At 48.3% G+C, this 18,725-nt stretch carries 16 protein-coding genes; 2 read left to right on the forward strand and 14 right to left on the reverse strand.

Annotated elements, in window-relative coordinates:
* Positions 1–41: 41 nt before the first annotated feature.
* From NF543_RS14995 to NF543_RS15010, 4 genes are read right to left on the reverse strand one after another with little or no spacing between them, the layout of a single operon-like run.
* A complete protein-coding gene (locus NF543_RS14995) occupies positions 42–1,721 on the reverse strand; it encodes a RagB/SusD family nutrient uptake outer membrane protein (RefSeq protein ID WP_257669148.1) in 1,680 nt (559 codons plus the stop codon).
* Positions 1,722–1,739: 18 nt separating this feature from the next.
* Complete coding sequence (locus NF543_RS15000; protein ID WP_257669149.1) at positions 1,740–4,829, reverse strand: SusC/RagA family TonB-linked outer membrane protein; 3,090 nt, start codon at positions 4,827–4,829, stop codon at positions 1,740–1,742.
* A gap of 31 nt (positions 4,830–4,860) precedes the next feature.
* Complete coding sequence (locus tag NF543_RS15005) at positions 4,861–5,832, reverse strand: pectinesterase family protein (protein ID WP_257957516.1); 972 nt, start codon at positions 5,830–5,832, stop codon at positions 4,861–4,863.
* Complete coding sequence (locus NF543_RS15010) at positions 5,832–7,196, reverse strand: pectate lyase family protein (RefSeq protein ID WP_257669151.1); 1,365 nt, start codon at positions 7,194–7,196, stop codon at positions 5,832–5,834. The genes NF543_RS15005 and NF543_RS15010 overlap by 1 nt, the downstream gene beginning before the upstream one ends.
* 272 nt (positions 7,197–7,468) lie before the next feature.
* Between NF543_RS15010 and NF543_RS15015 the strand changes: the two genes are divergently transcribed.
* Positions 7,469–9,115 (forward strand): glycoside hydrolase family 43 protein, encoded by a 1,647-nt coding sequence (locus tag NF543_RS15015; RefSeq protein WP_257669152.1) that lies wholly within the window; start codon positions 7,469–7,471, stop codon positions 9,113–9,115.
* Positions 9,116–9,539: 424 nt separating this feature from the next.
* On the opposite strand, the gene NF543_RS15020 is transcribed toward NF543_RS15015, so the two are convergent.
* On the reverse strand, positions 9,540–9,749 hold the full coding sequence (locus NF543_RS15020; RefSeq protein WP_257957517.1) for a hypothetical protein: 210 nt from the start codon (positions 9,747–9,749) through the stop codon (positions 9,540–9,542).
* A 440-nt stretch (positions 9,750–10,189) separates the two neighbouring features.
* On the opposite strand from NF543_RS15020, the gene NF543_RS25550 reads away from it, so the two are divergent.
* A complete protein-coding gene (locus tag NF543_RS25550; RefSeq protein WP_373275009.1) occupies positions 10,190–10,297 on the forward strand; it encodes a putative polyvalent protein kinase domain-containing protein in 108 nt (35 codons plus the stop codon).
* 526 nt (positions 10,298–10,823) lie between these two features.
* Here NF543_RS25550 and NF543_RS15025 read toward each other — a convergent pair.
* The 9 genes from NF543_RS15025 to NF543_RS15065 form a co-directional block, all read right to left on the reverse strand.
* Positions 10,824–11,189: a DUF1801 domain-containing protein gene (locus NF543_RS15025; protein WP_257669154.1), complete on the reverse strand. Its 366-nt coding sequence runs from the start codon at positions 11,187–11,189 to the stop codon at positions 10,824–10,826.
* Positions 11,186–11,641, reverse strand: coding sequence for a GyrI-like domain-containing protein (locus NF543_RS15030; RefSeq protein ID WP_257669155.1), 456 nt, complete (start codon positions 11,639–11,641; stop codon positions 11,186–11,188). The genes NF543_RS15025 and NF543_RS15030 overlap by 4 nt, the downstream gene beginning before the upstream one ends.
* 56 nt (positions 11,642–11,697) lie before the next feature.
* Positions 11,698–12,411, reverse strand: a complete 714-nt coding sequence (locus NF543_RS15035; protein ID WP_257669156.1) for a helix-turn-helix transcriptional regulator — start codon at positions 12,409–12,411, stop codon at positions 11,698–11,700.
* A 65-nt stretch (positions 12,412–12,476) separates the two neighbouring features.
* Complete coding sequence (locus NF543_RS15040) at positions 12,477–14,855, reverse strand: ABC transporter permease (RefSeq protein WP_257669157.1); 2,379 nt, start codon at positions 14,853–14,855, stop codon at positions 12,477–12,479.
* Positions 14,856–15,139: 284 nt separating this feature from the next.
* Complete coding sequence (gene metA, locus NF543_RS15045) at positions 15,140–16,084, reverse strand: homoserine O-acetyltransferase MetA (RefSeq protein ID WP_257669158.1); 945 nt, start codon at positions 16,082–16,084, stop codon at positions 15,140–15,142.
* Positions 16,085–16,188: 104 nt separating this feature from the next.
* Positions 16,189–17,289, reverse strand: a complete 1,101-nt coding sequence (locus tag NF543_RS15050; RefSeq protein ID WP_257669159.1) for an alpha/beta hydrolase — start codon at positions 17,287–17,289, stop codon at positions 16,189–16,191.
* 39 nt (positions 17,290–17,328) lie between these two features.
* Entirely contained in the window at positions 17,329–17,526 is a 198-nt protein-coding gene (locus tag NF543_RS15055; protein WP_257669160.1) for a hypothetical protein, read from the reverse strand.
* A gap of 240 nt (positions 17,527–17,766) precedes the next feature.
* The gene (locus NF543_RS15060; RefSeq protein WP_257669161.1) at positions 17,767–18,126 is read right to left on the reverse strand and encodes a hypothetical protein; all 360 of its coding nucleotides are present in this window, start codon (positions 18,124–18,126) and stop codon (positions 17,767–17,769) included.
* Positions 18,127–18,154: 28 nt separating this feature from the next.
* On the reverse strand, positions 18,155–18,725 hold a 571-nt coding region (locus NF543_RS15065), incomplete at its 5' end, for a DUF6973 domain-containing protein (protein ID WP_257669162.1).

Raw genomic sequence — 18,725 nt, forward strand, 5'->3', positions numbered from 1 at the left:
GGTTGTTTCTTGAAAGCAAGTTATCAAAAAATATGGAACCGCTAATAGCCAGGATTCTGCGGAATATCCGCTTCATTGATGTCGATGGCATCCTGAGGAATTGGCCGGTATATCTTATCCTGACCACCTATTCCCCTAAAAGCAGCATCTACCCCAACCTGCTTGATATCATAGTTATACTTGCCGCAAAATTCCTTAAGCTTACCGGTACGCCGCAGCTCGGCCCATCTCAAGTATTCCCCTGCAAATTCCTTGGCGCTTTCAATCAAGTAAGCATCCAATGCTTCACTTTGGTTTCCAGCAGCCGCAATGTCATATGTTGGGTTCAATTTTACCCCATCTTTAGCATTGCCGGGTCTATCCAACACATGCTGCACATATTGCGCAGCGGTAGCAAAATCATTAAGCCCTATGCAAGCCTCGGCATAAAGGAAATACGTTTCCGCTATGCGGGCCAGCACAATATCGCGCACACTGGAATGTGTATCAAAGATCGTACGCGTGGCGGGGCTATCAAACTTTTTGATGACCGGAGAGCTCATGTCAATCTGATAAGCTGCCCTATAGGCCTGTTCATTATATTTAAAAGGATAATGTCGAAAATTGTTGGCAATTTGGTGTTCTCTGCCTTGCACCCAAGCCAAGGAATCAACTTGCGTGTATTCCCTTCCCCACACCCTTGGATAATAAACCCGAATGAGTATCTCGTCTTTGTCTTTACCGGCATCATAGTAGTCAAAATACTGGTCATAGATCGTCAGCATGAATGTAGCTTCATACCTTGCATCGTTCTCTTCATAAAAATTATGCAGGTTCCAAGAAGGCACCAGGCCTCCTGACATGTATTTATGGTTGGACTCGGAACCTCCCAAATATGGACCGAAAACAGCTTGCTGTTCATTCCCCTGGTTTGTATTCGGAATAGACTCCTGATCGTACTGCACCGAGAAAATAAACTCGTCATTGTTTTCGTTGGTTGGATCCCAAAGCTGCTCGAAAGGAATAGATATGTTATACCCGTTAATAGCAGCTTCGGCATAGGTCTTGGCTGTTTCAAAATCAGCGGCCTGCCCCAAATCCCAGCCGCGGGTCAGATAGGCCTTGGCCAAATAGTGATTTGCTGCGGCCTTGCTCACACGCAGCTTATTATCACTGAGGTGGGGCAAAGCGGCTTCCAGCTCGGATATGACAAATTGATAGGATTCTTCCAGCGATGCCCGGGGCAGGTTCACACGAGGGCCTTCCAATGTTGGCTCGTTGTTGATGATGATGCCCCCAAATTGCTCGATTAACTGGAGGTGGTAAAACGCTCGCAGAAACATAAATTCAGCTTTCCATTGATTGCGTGAGGCCTCATCGGTATCCACTAAATCATTGTAATGCAATCCGATATTTGTCGTTTGGATACCATTGTAGCAATTACGGTAAAAGGTCAGTATATCGTCATTGTTGGCAAATAGCTGCGTATATTCCATTAAGGCACGATTCCCAGCCGATCGGTTCATTTGGTACATATCCGTTCCAGCAATCATGAGCCAGGGTGTACTCCTAAAAACAGTCCGCAAGGAGCTATAAGAGGCGGTCAGCACGGTCTTGTAACCTGTTTCCGTTTGATAAAATTCTTCATTGGTAATTCCCCCTTTGTTGTCTTCATCAAGAAATTTCTTACATCCAACAAGAACAAACAGGCATAAAATGACTAAACCAAAAATATTCTTCATAACGTTAATCCTCCTAAATTAAAATTTGACATTGACACCAAGCTGATATGTGATGTTGCTCGGGCCATTTCCACTGGCCAAAGCCGTAGTGGCATATTCCGGATCCCAACCTGCATACTCAGTAAATGTAAAGGGATTGAGCACATTGGCATATACCCTGAATTGCGACATGCCCCATCGCGAAGTCACATTTTGGGGTAAGGTATAGCCCAATATGATGTTACGTACTTTAACGAACGAGGCATCCGTATACTTTCCATTATCGCCATAGTACGGCCCTTTATTTTGCGGATGTGGATATTGTGCCTGCTCATTACCTTGGCCGCTATCACCCCAAGTAGCTTGCGGATTCCCGTTGGCGTGTGTGCCCCAGTTATTCCAGTCGTAGCGAAGCAAATTGGGTGGTACATAATAGTCATAGCGCACCTTGGGTCTTCCTCGTTGTACGTTATGGGGGCCAAATTCATCAAGGAAGCTATCGCTCACGAAAACACCCTGTCGAGTGAAGATATTGAATGAGAAATCCCAGTTTTTATACCGCAGATTGGAGGTAAAACTACCTGTCCATTGGGGATCAACTGACCCCAGAATGGCCCGGTCGCCCTCTGGCGTAATGGCACCATCGCCGTCGATATCCTGCGCAATGGCTTGCCCCGGCTGCTGCCCCAATTGGGCAGCTTCATTCAATTGATCCATTCGCCAAAGACCAATAATCCGATAGTCGTAGATGACATTGATAGGCTGTCCGATGAAACGTTTTTCACCGACCACGTCTTCTTTTTTACCATATAATGTTTGGATGGCGTTTTTATTATGGGCAAACACCACGGAAGTGTTCCATTCCCAATCCCGCGTACGCACATTCGTGGAGTTAAGTCCCACTTCAATCCCTCGGTTGTTCACGGATCCAATATTGTCGGTCATATAAGACACGCCCGATTCTACGGTCAAGGTTCTGTTCATCAATAGGCCGTCAGATAGCTTATCATATAAGTCCACTGTACCCGATAACCGATAATTGAACAGGCTGAAATCAAACCCAAGGTTTGTTTCCCGTGTTTTTTCCCAAGTAATAAACTCATTTACCGGTCGACCAGGGGCAAAGCCCGATACCACATCTCCTCCGAAATCATACCACACTAAACTATTCGTTTCCGGTGTTTGCTGGGCACCAAAAGGCAGTATGCCATAGTTATTGCCGGAATACCCAAAACTAAACCGGACCTTCAAATCGTTCAGGAAGCTCGCTTGCATAAAATCCTCCTCTGAAATCCGCCAGGCTAACGCAGCCGACGGGAACGCTTTCCATTTGTCGCGCAGTTTAGAGCTGCCATCATAGCGAATGGTTCCCGTTAGCAGGTATTTGCCTTTGTAATCGTAATTGGCTCGCGCCGCATAGGAAAGCAATGTTGATTCCGTATAGGCTGTATTGGAACTTCCCACTACGAAGCTTCCACTGAAAAGATTGTACCACCAGGATGGGTAAGGCAAGTCGTTAGCCGCTGCTTGAATCCCTTCCCACCGCGTTTTATAAGCACTTTGAATAAGTGACACATTAATGTTATGGTCATTGCCCAAGGTTTTCGTATAATTTATTACGTTGTCCCAAGTCCATTCAAAGCTTTCAGCATTCGATTGAAATGCGTGGTCCTGGTTACGCTGCCCTTCCACCACCCCATAATAACGCCCAGTACGGGTACGGTTGAACCTTGGAAGAAAAGTACTCCGGATAGACAGGTTTTCCAACGGGCGTAATTCCGCAAAAATACTTCCCAGAAAATCATGTTGGCGCACCTCTTCTGTTCCGCTATTGATCTCACTCAATGGGTTGGGTGAACTGGTAAAATTGCCCTGCCCCTGTATGGATGCCGCAATACCGGGTTGGTTAATGAGGTTACCGTCATCATCATAAGCATAAAGGATGGGTGGCATGCGAAGGATATCCCGGTAGCCAAGCTCGCTACCCGAGTTATTGATTCCCTGTACTAGGTTGACACTGGCTCCTGTGGAAAAATAATCAGACAATCTATGTTCGACCGATAGCTTTATGGTATATCGATTAAGATCTTCCTTGATGAAATTTCCTTCTTCGTTTTGATAGCCTACCCCTAAGTTGTAATTCATTTTCTCCGTGCTTCCAGCAATCCCTACGTAGTGGTTTTGCTGTTGTCCGGAGCGAGTTCCCAATCCGAGCCAATCTTCATAACGTTCTTCATACAACCGTCTTTCCAATAACGGGCTTTGCTGCAGAATAACATTAGGATTAGCGAGTACGTATTGACCGTTTTCAAATGTGTAAAAAGCCGAAGTTCGGAAATCCACCCACTCGCGGCCATCCATAAAATCGGGTATGCGTGCCAAGTCGCGGATGCCGTAGTATCCATCATATGTCACCGTTGTCCGCGACGCGCCTGGTGCACCTGCATTTTTAGTAGTTACGATGACCACACCGTTCGATCCCCTGGAACCATAGATAGCCGTAGAAGAGGCATCTTTCAGTACGTCTATCTTTTGAATATCGGCAGGGTTAAGAAAGTCGATGTTAGATGCAACGACCCCATCAACAACATACAATGGCGACTGCCCGCTCTGTATCGAATTTTGACCACGGATTTGAATGCTGAATCCGCCTCCTGGACGAACTGAATTGCTGCTGATGTCAACACCAGCCACCGTTCCCTGCAATGCACTCATCACCGATGTCGTGCCCCGGGCTACCAATGCATCGGCGCTCACCGTCCCCACTGATCCGGTTAAATCACCTTTCTTTACCGTCCCGTACCCGATGGCAACCACCTCCTCTAGCAAAGCGGCTTCAGATTCCATTTCAATGTCCATCGTTTGTCGATCGCCTACCGCTAATACTTGAGATTTATACCCGATATAGCGAACCTCGATTAATACCTCTCCCGTTGCAGGGATTGCGACGACAAATTTTCCATCCTCATCTGTGGTTGTCCCGATGTTGGTGCCCTGTACCATTAAGCTTACGCCAGACAAGGGTTGCGCCAGCTCATCATATACCGTTCCCTGCAGTTGCCTAGTCTGTGCCAATGCACCTGTTCCAATTGACCAAAAAAGCCAAACAAATAAACATGCTTTGTTCATAATTTAGTTTTATTTAGTAAAATAATTCACCCTATTGATGGGCCATCTGTGGTGACCATGCACCCAGTACATTGTCTAGGGAAAAATCAGCTGCACGGGATTCATCGAGCCGGTTTGCCCAACTAACCCTGTCTGTTTGGTCTGCCCCCGCTCCTGTGTTGCCATACTCCCCATAATAAGCCGTCTGTTCGTTGTTGGCTTTACCCCAATTATGCCATCCTTCTGACCTAATGTGCCCACCAAGCTCACAATTGATGAAAACGGTTTTGGCATACGGCCGCCATGGCCTGCCCAAATAGGTAACGACATCAGGCGTATCGGCCGTGAGGCGACAGTCTGCAAATACAAACCCATATCGTACGGTATCCGGAGTGGAAGCAGCGGTGATGTAAGATCCGCCTTTCTTACTACGGATTTCACAGGATTGAAAAAAAGCCGTTGCTGATCCGAAGATAAAATCGGTAGTGCCTTCGATGTAGCACTCCTCATAGTACTGCTTACTGCCAGTACCATGTGGGTACAAGGTATCTTGATGTCCAAGGAAGCGACATTGATGAAAATAGGCCCGAGTGCCTGTTACACGGACGGCCACGGCTTGCCCCACTGGTCCGGCACTATTTTCAAACGTGATATGCGCTGCATAAAACCCATCTCCAAAAACAAAGAATGAAGTCGAACCCGATGTTCCGATTTCCTCTCCATAACGATTTTTTTTACTTGCATAATCGTCATAGGTCAATATCGTCTTCATGGCATCTTCTCCGATGAACGATACGTTCGTCTTGGTAGCAGGCAAGATGAGTTTTTCCTTGTATACTCCCGGTTTAATGCGGATTACCGTCCGCTGCTGCCGAAGATCCGGCACCATCATAATGGCCTCCTGTATGGTAAGGTAATCCCCCGAACCATCCTGTGCCACCACCATATCGGCTTGCTGCCCATAGCTTGGCTGCAAGAACCAAAAAGCCAGCACAAATACTGTCCATATGTATCGCGTTGTCATCATCTATTTTTGATATGGGCCACTAGGCCATTAAGGTACGTCTCAATATCATCATATAACGGATCGAGGTTGCGCTGACCGTCATTGGCATTAAGCCAATCCAAGCCATGTTTACGCTCCCATGCATCAGGGATGCCGTCATCATCCCCATCTTCCGGGTATTCACCGCCGGCCAATAGCGGCCATCCTCCGACATCGTCTTGCGAATCAATGATTCCGTTACGCTTTTTTCCGGATAAAGACTCGCCATGCTCCACTTCGCGGATAATCCGTGCATCCACTGCATCACGCATAAGGCTGGAACCCACCCATTTAAGTACAGACACATAAGCCGATTCGGCCTTATCTTGATTGATTTGCTCCACGGTAAATTCCTTGTTTATCACACCAAAACGTGCATCGTCCGGTTCCACCCCTAACCTATTGTCAGCCGTTATTTCCGGGCTACCTACTATTATATTTCCCTGTAAATAAAAAGCTCCCAACGGCTCGGAAGGATTCAGCAGTCGCTGGCGCCTACTTTTTGGTGTGGCATTTCCGGGTCTGTAATAATTGCCTACTACGTTGTATCGCCCACGTTCGCCACCGTATACATTATTATGTCCCCAATTGTAAATGACGTTGTTTCTAAAATCCACTAGCTCTTCTTCCGAATTGACGGTAGTCGTTGAGCCACTAAAGCGTGGCGTACGGCTGCTAGCATTGGCAATCAGGTTATGGTGGAAGGTAGCCCCCTCACCTCCCCAAATACCAGCATAACCATGTGCGCCCTTGGTGTGCACGGATTCATTCAATGGCTCCGCCACGAGACACCATTGCATGGTAAAATTGCGATTTCGGTAAAAAGAGGCACATTCATCCGTAGCCCAGCTGATGGAACAGTGGTCAATCATGACATTGCTGGCATTGCGCCCTCCCAAGGCATCGGCCTCCACCGCATGGGTATCGCCAAGGCGAAAGCGCAGGAAACGGACGATTACGTTATCGGCATTCACCCCAACGGGATAATTGCGGATACATATTCCATCACCTGGAGCAGATTGGCCGGCGATGGTGATATCGCCGTTGTTGATCCGTAATTCAGATTCCAGCTCAATGGTTCCCGAAACCGTAAAGACAACGATGCGAGGGCCTTTGGCTTGGATGGCTTTGCGAAGACTACCCGCTCCGGAATCATGAAGGTTAGTCACTTTGATGACCCGCCCGCCCCGACCGCCGGTAGTATATTTGCCGAACCCCTCTGCGCCGGGGAATGCAAGAACTTGAGCTTCAACCTGAAAGAAACTAGCGCAAACGCTCAACAAAACCACTACACGCCACATCCTGCGAGCGTTCTGTTCTTTCGGATTGTAACTATTAAACATTGCTATAGTTGGATTTATCCATTGGCGATAGCAAGTATAAGGCATATCACGGCCAAATTGCAAGGACTCGCCCGGATAAATCCACGCAATCGTTACCGGAAATGATGTCGAACATGGAGGTGCTGACCATCATTCTAGCAGCAGTCCCCCAGGATGGTGAGGTCTTCACTGGCAACGATTGCGTACTTATTTCTCCTGATTAGCTTCCTTATCTTAGGTAAACTCACTATCCTTGCACTACTAATTTAAAATCTATAAATACACTAAAAACCATGGATAAATGGAGGATGATCTGCTGTACCGCTTTGTTAAGTGTTGGTTCAGCAGCTGTTGCACAAACCAATCCTAAACAACAAGTATCGGAAGTCTGGATAGCCGACCAAGGAAACGGAACTTATCGGAATCCTATTCTATATGCAGACTACTCAGATCCAGATGTGGTGCGTGTGGGTGAGGACTACTACATGACTGCCTCCAGTTTTGATGCCATTCCCGGGCTGCCTATCCTGCATTCGAAAGACCTGGTCAACTGGACTATCGTCGGCCACGCGCTGCGTCGCCAACCACCGTTCGATCATTTCAGCAAAACCCAGCACGGCAATGGGGTGTGGGCTCCTTCCATCCGCTATCACAATGGCGAATATTACATCTTCTGGGGCGATCCCGATTTCGGTATCTACCGCGTCAAATCGAAAGATCCCACCTGTGAATGGGAAGCCCCCGTATTACTGGAAAGCGGCAAGGGCCTCATCGATGTGTGCCCGTTTTGGGACGACGATGGCCGGGCTTATATTGCCCATGCCTACGCTGGCAGTCGCGCCGGCATCAAAAGTGTCATCGCTGTAAAAAGGATCAATGCCGATGCTACACATACGTTGGACGAGGGGGTCATCGTGTATGACGGCCACGAATTGGATCCCACCATTGAAGGGCCGAAATTTTACAAACGAAATGGCTATTATTACATCTTTGCCCCTGGCGGTGGCGTAGCAACCGGATGGCAGACTGTACTGCGCTCGAAAGACATCTACGGCCCCTATGAGCGGCGCATGGTGATGCATCAGGGAAGCACCGATATCAACGGACCGCATCAGGGCGGATGGGTAGATACCCAAACCGACGAAGACTGGTTTATCCATTTTCAAGATAAAGGGGTATATGGCCGAGTCGTGCACCTCCAACCTATGGCATGGAAAGACGGCTGGCCTCTCATCGGCACCGACAAAGACGGCAAAGGGTACGGTGAACCTGTTCAAACCTTCAAAAAGCCGGATGTAGGACACACCTATCCCATCTCCACCCCAGCGGAAAGCGATGAGTTTAATGACATACATTTAGGCAAGCAATGGCAATGGCAAGCCAACCCACAGGCCACCTGGTCGTTCTGCTACCCTGAAAAAGGTGTACTGCGCCTTTATGCCCAACAGGTGCCCGAGGGTAGCCGAAACCTCTATGAAACGCCGAACGTGCTGATGCAGAAGTTCCCTGCACCGATCTTTACCGCCACGACGAAAATCGAATTCGCGCCCCATCCCGATAAATTGCTGGGTGAAAAAGCCGGATTGGTGGTTATGGGAAGAAGCTATGCGGCGCTTTATGTTCGGAAGGACGAAGGTGGGCTGTCACTGGTGCAGGGTATAGCCGATGGTGCGGAGAAAGGGAATTCCGAAAAGGAAACCATCATCACCAAACTGGAGAGCGGCGCACTGTATCTTCGCGTACAGGTGGGAGAAGGTGGGCTTTGCCGCTTTTACTACAGCACGGATGATACCGAATACCGTGAGGCAGGCGTATCCTTTCAAGCCGTTGAAGGCCATTGGATCGGCGCGAAAGTCGGATTATTCTGCACACGCGCCAACACCATCAATGATGCCGGATGGCTGGATGTAGATTGGTTCAGGATTTCCCCTGCCCATTAAGCATGAAAAACCGTTTGTCTTAAGGGCTGCGGCGTTTGGAAATGGGCCGGAACCGTTTGTATATGACGTCAAACCGTACGGAAAATATGCCAAACCGTACGGAAAATGGGGCTAACCATACGGTAGTAAGGTAGCATAAAACGGTTTCGGGTTAAAGGCGTACGGCAATGGGGAATAGCCAGACGCCGCAGACGTAAAACCATATGCCGGAGCGCCATAACCATCCTATTCCACGCCGTAGGCATATGGAAATATACGGTAACCATACGCCGGGAAGGCATTGCCGTATGCCGGGACTCTGGAATAAAACGGTTCCGGGTTATTGACATACGGAAATGGTCCAAAACCGTATGCCGGAGGTATATAGCCAAACGCCTTAGCGCCTTCACCGTACGGTTACAACCTAAAACCCTATGGTTATAGCCTAAAACCATACGGAAATGGTGCATTTCTGTACGGAAATAACTCCCCGGCATCCACCGGATACCTTAACCATACGGTTCCAGACCAAAACCATACGGAAATGCGCCATTTCCATACGGAAATAGCTCGCCGGCGCATGCCGAAGCACCAGAACCGTATTATTATAAGCCTTTTCCAAACGGTAGCTGGGTATTTCCAAACGGTTTAGCACGGGTTTTTTGTACCTTCCTAAAAAGACTTGACAGGCTTTTGGGTTAATAAATTTAACTGACTACAACAATCCCGTAATCGCTGGCGCAAAGGTACGCAAAAAACAATCAACCTATTCCTGGATGCCCTTTTTGTTTTATTCCTGCTTCCCATGCCATTATGGACGGTATTACCGTAGGAACCGGTAAAAGGAATGTCAACCCTGTCCCGGGCGGCACAAAAGCCGGTATTCCGTAAGTTACGGGCGGCGATCCGCTTATCCCGGTTTTTCCGACCAGCTGTATGGCTTTTGCTGTTTTCCGGACGCAGTCCATCGTATTGTCGTTTTTGCAGGCACTTTCCAGCTTACCGCTGTTTGCGGGTCGCGCCTCCCCGGGGTGTTACCTGATAGTGCCTGCTGCCATGTGATTATTCCTGTATATCCATCCCAAGGACCATCATATGGGTATCATTGCCGAAGACTTACACGATGAGAACGTATTGAATAATAATGGTGTGGTATTTTTTATAGATACGGTGTTCTTTCTCACCCCGGATTTTTCTAGTTGAATTCATTGGCTATTGGGACGGCGCATATCCCCCGCAGTGCACCGATACCGGGGGACAATGCCTGATCGCGAGGACGCGGAAATGCACTGCGGGGGTACATGGAAGTACTGTGGGGGCACGGTGGCTTACGATAGGGATATGATGTATCCATGTTGGGGGACGATGAATCCCCGTCATCCTAGCATGGCGCTTCGAGCCGGGACTACGACTTGTTGCGTCCCCGCTTAGGCGTATTGTTGCCCCTGCGTGTAGGTTTTCTGCGCGCGGCACCTGCGTTCTTAATGGGGTTCCGTACGATCCGACAAAAAGCTTAATGCAGCGTGCGGGTGTATATTCACAGACTTGTAATTGCCGTCGTAACGGCAACGGCGCTGCACGGGTGACGTTTGTTATTGAACGGATTGGAAGTCAGTACCACCACGGCTCCGTCTTGGATCAACAGCGGGCCGGACTGCCCAATACCATGCAGAGGCGGCCCACGTCATCTTTCATGGACTCGAAATAAAACCCACCACCCCGATACCAGCTAGCGCCTTTTTAGTTTTCCGTCCAGGATATCCATTGAATGCCGGAGGATTTCCGTGATGGCATCCACAGGGAGATCCGCTTCCGGATCCAGTGGCAAGATCTTCATGCGGATGCGGTTGCCTTGCACCAACAACGGATGGTCGATCAATTTGCCGTATACAACGCCCATATATGGCAGACCGGAGTGCTTATTAGTCGTCAGGTAGCACATCATCCGCTTTCTGTAATAGAAGAATGGAGCGCTGTATTTCCATTCGGGCGTAATCGCATCGTGCAGCGAAAGCACAAGCGTTTTCACTGCCAGCATGGTTTCTCGGACCGCTTCCCCCTGCCGCAAATAATAGTTGTCGATGATATTGATCATGGCTCTATAGCTACAAATATATCGATTTCGGCACTTTCCTGTTGCCGCACTTTCGGGCTGTAGACCTCAAAATCAGTGGTAAACCGCCGGGCCAATCCGGCCGACCAAATCTTCAACCATTCGTCGTAAACAATCCCCTCGGTGATATTGCCTGTTGCCGTAAATTTTGCATAGCTGCCCCCGCCGAGTGTCTCTCCCACCATACCTCCCGGAATAGTGTCCAGTGAGGTTACTCTGCAGCCGATCAACGTCGTGTAGGGAGCCATATGGTCTTTTTCATAGTCGAGGTAGCTGCAGTAAACCGTGTCGTCGACTTTGTTGGGGATGCGTGCACTACAATTTTCCACTATAAACCGTTGCCACAGTGCAGGAATATCCTGTGCCGCCTGTTCGCGTTGGTTGCTGGTCTTTACCGCGATGCCAATTACGTAAAATTGTTCGATGTATTCCATTGTCTTGTTTTTTTAACGTTTCGGCAAAACTAAACCTCGGCTGCGACAACAGTATGTCAGGGGTTATCCAAACTTTTTGTGTGGCATTGTTCAAAGTAGTCCTGCAGCGTTATTTGCTGTGGTTCGAAGGTGGTTTGTAGTACATGTAGCTTTTGTATCCGATCCAACCGGAATGCCCGGAAATCTGACCGCAGGTGGCAAAGCGCGATGAGCAACCAGTTGTCCTGCGTACTGTAAACCGCGAACGGCTCTACGAGTCTGGTGGTTGACTTGCCTTGCTCGTCCGTATAGTTGATCTCCGTGAGCAGACAGTTGGTCAGCGCCCGTTGTAAGATTGCCAAATGATTGCTGGTATGTTCTTGCTCGGTATTTTGCCTGAAATAGACGCGTTCGGCCAGCAGGTTTGCCTTCTCCTTTACCGAATGCTTAAGTACGCCCTTGATCTTGGCAATGGCATCGGCATAATCATGCACGAACGACGTATCCCTGTTCTGCCGAACCAACTGCTCTGCCGTAATCAGCGCATTGGCTTCATTTTCGGTCAACATCACCGGCGGTAGCCGATAGCCTTCCATCAGCGAATACCCCTTCCCTTCTTCCGTGTAAATCGGAATGCCAGCCTGTTCCAGAGCACGGATATCCCTGTAAATCGTACGGACGCTTACGTTAAATCGTTCGGCAAACTGCGCAGCTGTCAGTAGGCGTTTGGTCTGCAACTGCGTAAGTATTGCCGTTAGACGGGAAATTCGCTTTAGATCGATCTCGTTCATCGCCAAAGATAGCGAAATCACGGCATTCCGTCAATTCGCCTGCCGCTTCGGCTACGTGATCGAGGCTATTCCGTTCGCAAAGACTTGACCGGATTGGCAAGCGCAGCCTTTAGCGCACGATAACAAATGGTCATCGCAGCAATGGAGGCTGTTATCAACACGGCCAAAATGAATACACCTACGGAAATGGATATCCGATACCTGAAGTCCTCCAAATACAGATGCATGCTCCACCAAGCTATCGGCGCCGCCACTAAGAAGGCAAAAAGGATAAGCCGCCCGAATTCCTTGCCGAAAATCCATAAAATCTGCACTACGGAAGCACCTAACACTTTCCGTATGCCTATCTCTTTCGTCTTGCGGAAAGCCATGAACGACATCATGCCATACAAGCCGAGGCAGTTGATGAAGATTGCGATGCCTGCAAACAACTTGATCAGGATAAGGATCATCTTGTCGGTCTGGTAAAAATTGGAGATTCGGTCGTCCAGAAGCTGAAAGGCATACAGCTGATCCGGATACGTATCGGTCCACACCTGCTTGATGGCACCCAATGTCGCAGCCATATCGCCGGGATGGATCTTGACCGCACAGTTCATGTAATCATCCTTATCGCTCATGATGCAGACGGGCGTTATTTCGTCCCTCAGGGAATAATTGTAAAAGTCCTTTACCACCCCCACGACGGGCGCGGTGATCGTACCGCCGTTGATCGAGATATTCTTCCCGATGACCTCCTGTACGTCGCTAATGCCCAATTTTTCTATAAACGTCTCGTTTACGAGGAATTCACGGGTGGTATCCGAATGGAAAATATTCCTGCCGGCAACCAGCTCGATGCCGAACGTGGATATGAACCGATCGTCACCGTACTTCATGTTAATGCCCCAAGGTTCGTCTGTTTCCCTGCCCGCATACCGCACGCCGGTGGTCTTGTTCGATCCGGAAGCCGGCGCATTGAAACAAAATGAAACATCCCTGATAGCCGGGATCTCCGCAAACCTTGTCCGCATCGTATTCATTTTCACTGGGTCATGGATGGGTACCGGCAGCATGACAATATCCTGCTTATCGAAACCCAGATCGGAGTTGGTCGAAAAGTCGATCTGCTTCGTGATCACCAAGGTACTTATGATGAGCAGCTGTGCAATCATCATTTGAAATACGATAAGTGTCTTTCTCAATGAAAAGGTATTGGTCTGGCTGGCAGAAAGTTTATTTTTCAACGACGCCAACGGCTGGATCCCAGTCATGACCATGGCGGGGTAAAATCCGGAAAGTACCACCATGGTTAAGAAGGTCAGGACAGCAAAGATTGCAAACCGCCAATTATTGAGGAAAGTGATTGGCAGCTGGACATCCACATACGTATTTAAGGCCGTAATGGCAATATTGGCGAGCAGATGGATCAATACCAATGCGACAAACGTAATCATGGCCGTTTCGACGATAAACTGCCAGAAAAGCTGAGAACGTGAGCTGCCCAAAATTTTCCGCAACCCCATCTCTTTGGTCCTATTGATCGATTGTGCCGTAGCAAGGTTGACAAAATTGACACAGGAGGTCATGATGAGCAACAACCCCACCAGAGCCAGCACCCATAGGTAACGCTTCGCATGTGGGTTCCCCAAACTTTCATTGAAATGAATGTCAGAAAGGGTCTGCAGCTTAAATTGATAGGTTTTTGCAGCCTCAGCCGTATAATACTTTCGGCTGAGCCCGGTCAGCGCCTGATCTACGGACTGTTTTGAAATGTCCGGCTTCAACATTACAAAGACCTGCATCCCTTCGAAGATTGCTCCCCAGTTATTCCGGTTCGGATTATCGAGACTGACATATGAAAGGTATATTTCATGCTTGAAATCCGTATTCAAGGGTTTATCCTGAAGCACGCCCACCACCGTAAAATTATCCCCATTGTTTAGGCGGATGATCTTCCCGACAGCATCCTCGGTATCAAAAAAGCGTTTCGCCAGTCTTTGTGTAATCACGGCCATATGGGGTTGGGTGAAGGCCCCTTCCGTGTTTCCGTATACCAGTGGAAAATTGAAGATGTCAAAAAATGCAGGGTCGACATATGCCACATCGGTTTCCGCTTTGAAATCCTGCTGGCTGGTTTCATCCGGCAAGGTAATCAATTGATCGCCGAAATTGGCCAATCGGGCCACTTGGTCGGCATGCGTAAAATCGGTCTCAATAGCCTTTCCGAGCGGAGCTGGCACTCCTGCCGAATAGGTGATATCCTCGCCATGCAATTCGCTGACAATGCGATAGGTCCGGTCCAGCTGATTATGGAAGGTGTCGAAGCTTAACTGGAAATTAATCAGCGAAAAAATAACGACACCGGATGCAATGCCCAGCGAGAGTCCGAGTACATTGACAATGGCGTATACCCTGTTCCGGTTCAGATTGCGCCATGCAAGTGTAAGATCATTTTTAAGCATAAGACTGGCGTCTATAATTTATTCAAAAATCAGCAGAAAGCGTTTTTCGCTTTCTGTCTGAACAGAATACTACATTTCTGTACCATAATTGTAACGTACTGGAAAATAGACAAATATAATTTAGCAATTTATCAAACTGTTCGGAATCGGACACTATGCTGTACGAATTCGGACAAAAGCAAATTCAAAAACAATCCGCTACATCCCCTTTCAGGGGTTCAACATACCATAACAGGCGGCCTTCCCCCTATTTGGGAGAGGGTTTGCTTCAGAAGTCTTGCACGTTAACCGTGTTGTTTAATGTCTTCCAAATACGCTATTTCCTTTAAATCAAACGGGGTCTCCTGGTAAACGAAATAATTCAACCAGTTGTTGAACAGCAGGTTCGCATGTCCGGCCCAGCGGACAACAGGTGGCTGTTTCGGATCCTCTCCGGTATAATAATTCTTGGGTATATCGATTGGAAGCCCTTTTTCCCAATCCCTTATATATTCCTCATGGAGTGTCCAAGGTGCATATTCCGAATGGCCGGTCAAATAAAATTCCCGGCCTCCTCTCGAAGCAATGATTGCTGCACCTGCGTCTTCCGATTTGGACAGGACGGCAACTCCTTCCAAACCTGCTAGATCTGCTTCCGCAATGGCGGTATGCCGGCTATGCGGAATATAAAACTCATCATCGAAGCCTCGGAATAACGGATGCTTTTTATCGGGCGCACTGTGCTTGAAAACACCGAACAGCTTTTTATCCAACGGGACTTTACCAACACCATAAAAATGGTACAAAGCTGCTTGGGAAGCCCAGCAGATGTATAGGGTGGACGTAACGTGCTTTCTTGCCCAATCGAAAATCATTTTGATTTCATCCCAATACGAAACGTCCTCAAATTCCAGCTTCTCCACAGGCGCACCAGTAATAATCATTCCATCGTAATAATTTTCTGCAACCTCCTTAAAACCTTTGTAGAACATTTCCAGATGCTCCTCGGGCGTGTTCTTTGGGGTGTGGGTATCCAAACGGAGAAATTCAACCTCAACCTGTAAAGGGTTATTGGACAGCAACCTGATGAAATCGGTCTCCGTCGAGATTTTCAACGGCATCAGATTCAGGATGATGACACGCATCGGACGAATATCCTGTGTATTCGCCCGTAAGTCATTCATCACAAATATATTCTCGTTCTCGAGTAGTGATATCGCTGGGAGATTGTTTGGTATCTTTACTGGCATGCTATTTCCTCGCACCTGATTTGCGAACAAAAATACGGAGAATTTTGGGGCTTTGGAGATTTTATTGGTGATACTTCTCTCCACAGGAGATAAGCCGATGTAGCCTAATTTGTAAAGCCTGCACCCAATGCAGGTGATTGCTGTGACTTAGGGACACGGTGACTGAATACCCTATTCAAAAAATCCACCACGGAGTCCACTGTCGGTGTAAACCACGGTTCGAATAAACAAAACGAATGCGGGGCATCTGGAAAAACCTTTGTTTCGTGATAAATCCCCCATTGATCAAGCGCACGGATAAAATCGTCCCTTCCTGCATGCATTCGATCTACCGAACTGTTGATGAACAAGGTGGGCGGTGTCTTTTCCGAAACATGTGTCAACGGGGAAGCGTGTATCCACAAGTCCTGGCGTTGTTCCTTTGTATAACCAAACCAGTAAGTGGCAGCGGATGTTGATTTGGTATCGTTTCCCTCACCGGATTCCGGATGGATGAATGCCAATATGCCATCGATATCTATAATCGCCTGGATCTCACCGTCCTCGTCCTGACCACATAAGTCGGCAAATGCCGGACTGCGAAAAGTCGTACCTGCCAGTGCTGCCAGATGGCCTCCCGCCGAAAACCCCATTATAGCGATTTTAGCCGGATCGATACGAAGGCTATCCGCATGCGCAACCATCCACGCTACAGCGGCCTTCACGTCGCATATGGCGGCAGGGTACAACGCTTCGGTAGATAAACGGTAATCCATTGCTACACAGGTAAACCCTCGTGATGCCAAACGCTGGGCCAATGGCGTAAGTTGCCTTTTGCCACCGCTCCGCCATCCTCCACCATGAATCACCAAAATGCCGGGAGACAGGCCATCAGTACTGGAATGATAGATGTCTGCTGTCAGGTGCTTGCCATCGACTTCCCGATAAATAATGTCCTTTGTGACTTTCCCTTCGCCAATACGCTCACGAACCAGTTGGATGCTGGGGTAGGATTTGCTCATACGGTTAAATTCGCCCTCAGGCGTGAAACCTGTATCCCGTACGCCCGTTACCCCCTGCAGGTTCTGCCCGCATAGCATGGTACAGCTAAGCAAGAACATGGCCCCTGCTATGGCAAATCTATTCAATCGCACAAAACACATCTGTTTATTCATCACGTCCTTTACCAAGCCATTCAAGTAAACCTCCAAGTTGTCATATCCCATGCTCAAATCCCTGCCGGTAGCCCAATAGCCACCCCCTTCCTACGTACACTCCTCCCGCTCTACATACGTGTACTCATACTCGCACTCCTCATACCCGCCACCTCCATAAGCCACCATGCCGCTTCCGCCGCCGACCGATGCAAGCTTGTCAAGACGCCCCCGCGCCGATGGCATATCTCCCGTTGCCGGCGTGATGCGCGATACAATCTTGCCGCCGCGGTAACGCCAGCCACCCATTGATCAGGCTGCCGTCCAAGTTGTAGAACCGCACATCACCCTCGAAATCGGGGGCGCGGTTGAAACGACGTTGCTCGGCCTACTGCTGGGCACGCTTCCNCCCATTGATCAGGCTGCCGTCCAAGTTGTAGAACCGCACATCACCCTCGAAATCGGGGGCGCGGTTGAAACGACGTTGCTCGGCCTACTGCTGGGCACGCTTCCCAAAACCAGCACCAAAAAGAACTACCTTGTCTTCCATTAAAAAAATTTACTTCCGGGCAAGAAGTACCCTATTTTTAGCGAACCTTTCTTTGCCCTATAAGACTCATAAGATATCGAAATCGACGGATAATACCAATCTAATATAATAGTATCCCGAATAATCCCACCTGGAATTACCACCCCGTTGATCCTTACCGAATCATCCGTTTCACCAGTTATATCCAAAATAAGCCTATTACTGTGCTTTATCCTTGTTTGCGCTTTCAAGGTCGTATCTTTCGAAATTTCAGTGATTTGCCACTCGCCTTTATTACTAGCCCCACAAGCGGAAAAAAGCAATAGGCAAGCAGACAACAAAATTTTAGCGCAAGCAAGTTTATCAAATGAATAATTCATAGCAACGTACGTCTAGTAGAAAATTCGATTACTGATTGGTTGGCTTCAATTCCGTAAGACCCGGTACTATTGCACCATTTGGAGCCAAGGGAGTCAAATACCTTAATTGGCCATCTTCCAACGCCTGAAGAATGAAGTCCTGTGGAGTCTGACCTATTCCTCTGTCTGCGGCAAAAGTTCTCCCGAACGCATTATTAAACAAATCCATTGCTTTTTCTAAAGCAAGTCCAGAAGATGCGTTAGCTTCATGCGCGTCACCAAGAAGCATGCTCAAATGAGTACCAATAGATACAGAATTCAAAGCATGAAAAAAACCATGTCTAAAGGCATCTCCAGTTCCGTTCCATAAGCTTGTTGGGAAAAGTGCTTCCGCTAACGTTTCAGCTCTATATGCATTCGAAAGATAAGCATATTTGTTTACCAAGCTCATATTGTCATATATGTCACGTTCTTCAGTTGTCATTCTACTTAAGTATTGGTCTTGCAGAGCTAAAAACTCTGTATATTCGGATGGCGTCAAACTGCTATCACCCTCTCCAGGATCCGGGTACCCTGGATCGTAAGGATCGTACGGGTCATATGGGTCATCAACCCAGACG

It is taken from the genome of Parapedobacter tibetensis (genome assembly GCF_024704835.1).
Lineage (GTDB): Bacteria > Bacteroidota > Bacteroidia > Sphingobacteriales > Sphingobacteriaceae > Parapedobacter > Parapedobacter tibetensis.

Excerpts from the sequence above, each read along its gene's own strand:
- NF543_RS15060 (WP_257669161.1), bottom strand. The coding sequence starts at position 18,126 with ATGAATTATTCATTTGATAAACTTGCTTGCGCTAAAATTTTGTTGTCT.
- NF543_RS15010 (WP_257669151.1), bottom strand. The coding sequence starts at position 7,196 with ATGTTTAATAGTTACAATCCGAAAGAACAGAACGCTCGCAGGATGTGG.
- NF543_RS15055 (WP_257669160.1), bottom strand. The coding sequence starts at position 17,526 with ATGGGTGGCTGGCGTTACCGCGGCGGCAAGATTGTATCGCGCATCACG.
- NF543_RS15025 (WP_257669154.1), bottom strand. The coding sequence starts at position 11,189 with ATGATCAATATCATCGACAACTATTATTTGCGGCAGGGGGAAGCGGTC.
- NF543_RS15050 (WP_257669159.1), bottom strand. The coding sequence starts at position 17,289 with ATGGGATATGACAACTTGGAGGTTTACTTGAATGGCTTGGTAAAGGAC.
- NF543_RS15015 (WP_257669152.1), top strand. The coding sequence starts at position 7,469 with ATGGATAAATGGAGGATGATCTGCTGTACCGCTTTGTTAAGTGTTGGT.
- NF543_RS15040 (WP_257669157.1), bottom strand. The coding sequence starts at position 14,855 with ATGCTTAAAAATGATCTTACACTTGCATGGCGCAATCTGAACCGGAAC.
- NF543_RS14995 (WP_257669148.1), bottom strand. The coding sequence starts at position 1,721 with ATGAAGAATATTTTTGGTTTAGTCATTTTATGCCTGTTTGTTCTTGTT.
- NF543_RS25550 (WP_373275009.1), top strand. The coding sequence starts at position 10,190 with ATGGGTATCATTGCCGAAGACTTACACGATGAGAACGTATTGAATAAT.
- metA (WP_257669158.1), bottom strand. The coding sequence starts at position 16,084 with ATGCCAGTAAAGATACCAAACAATCTCCCAGCGATATCACTACTCGAG.
- NF543_RS15005 (WP_257957516.1), bottom strand. The coding sequence starts at position 5,832 with ATGACAACGCGATACATATGGACAGTATTTGTGCTGGCTTTTTGGTTC.
- NF543_RS15000 (WP_257669149.1), bottom strand. The coding sequence starts at position 4,829 with ATGAACAAAGCATGTTTATTTGTTTGGCTTTTTTGGTCAATTGGAACA.
- NF543_RS15030 (WP_257669155.1), bottom strand. The coding sequence starts at position 11,641 with ATGGAATACATCGAACAATTTTACGTAATTGGCATCGCGGTAAAGACC.
- NF543_RS15035 (WP_257669156.1), bottom strand. The coding sequence starts at position 12,411 with ATGAACGAGATCGATCTAAAGCGAATTTCCCGTCTAACGGCAATACTT.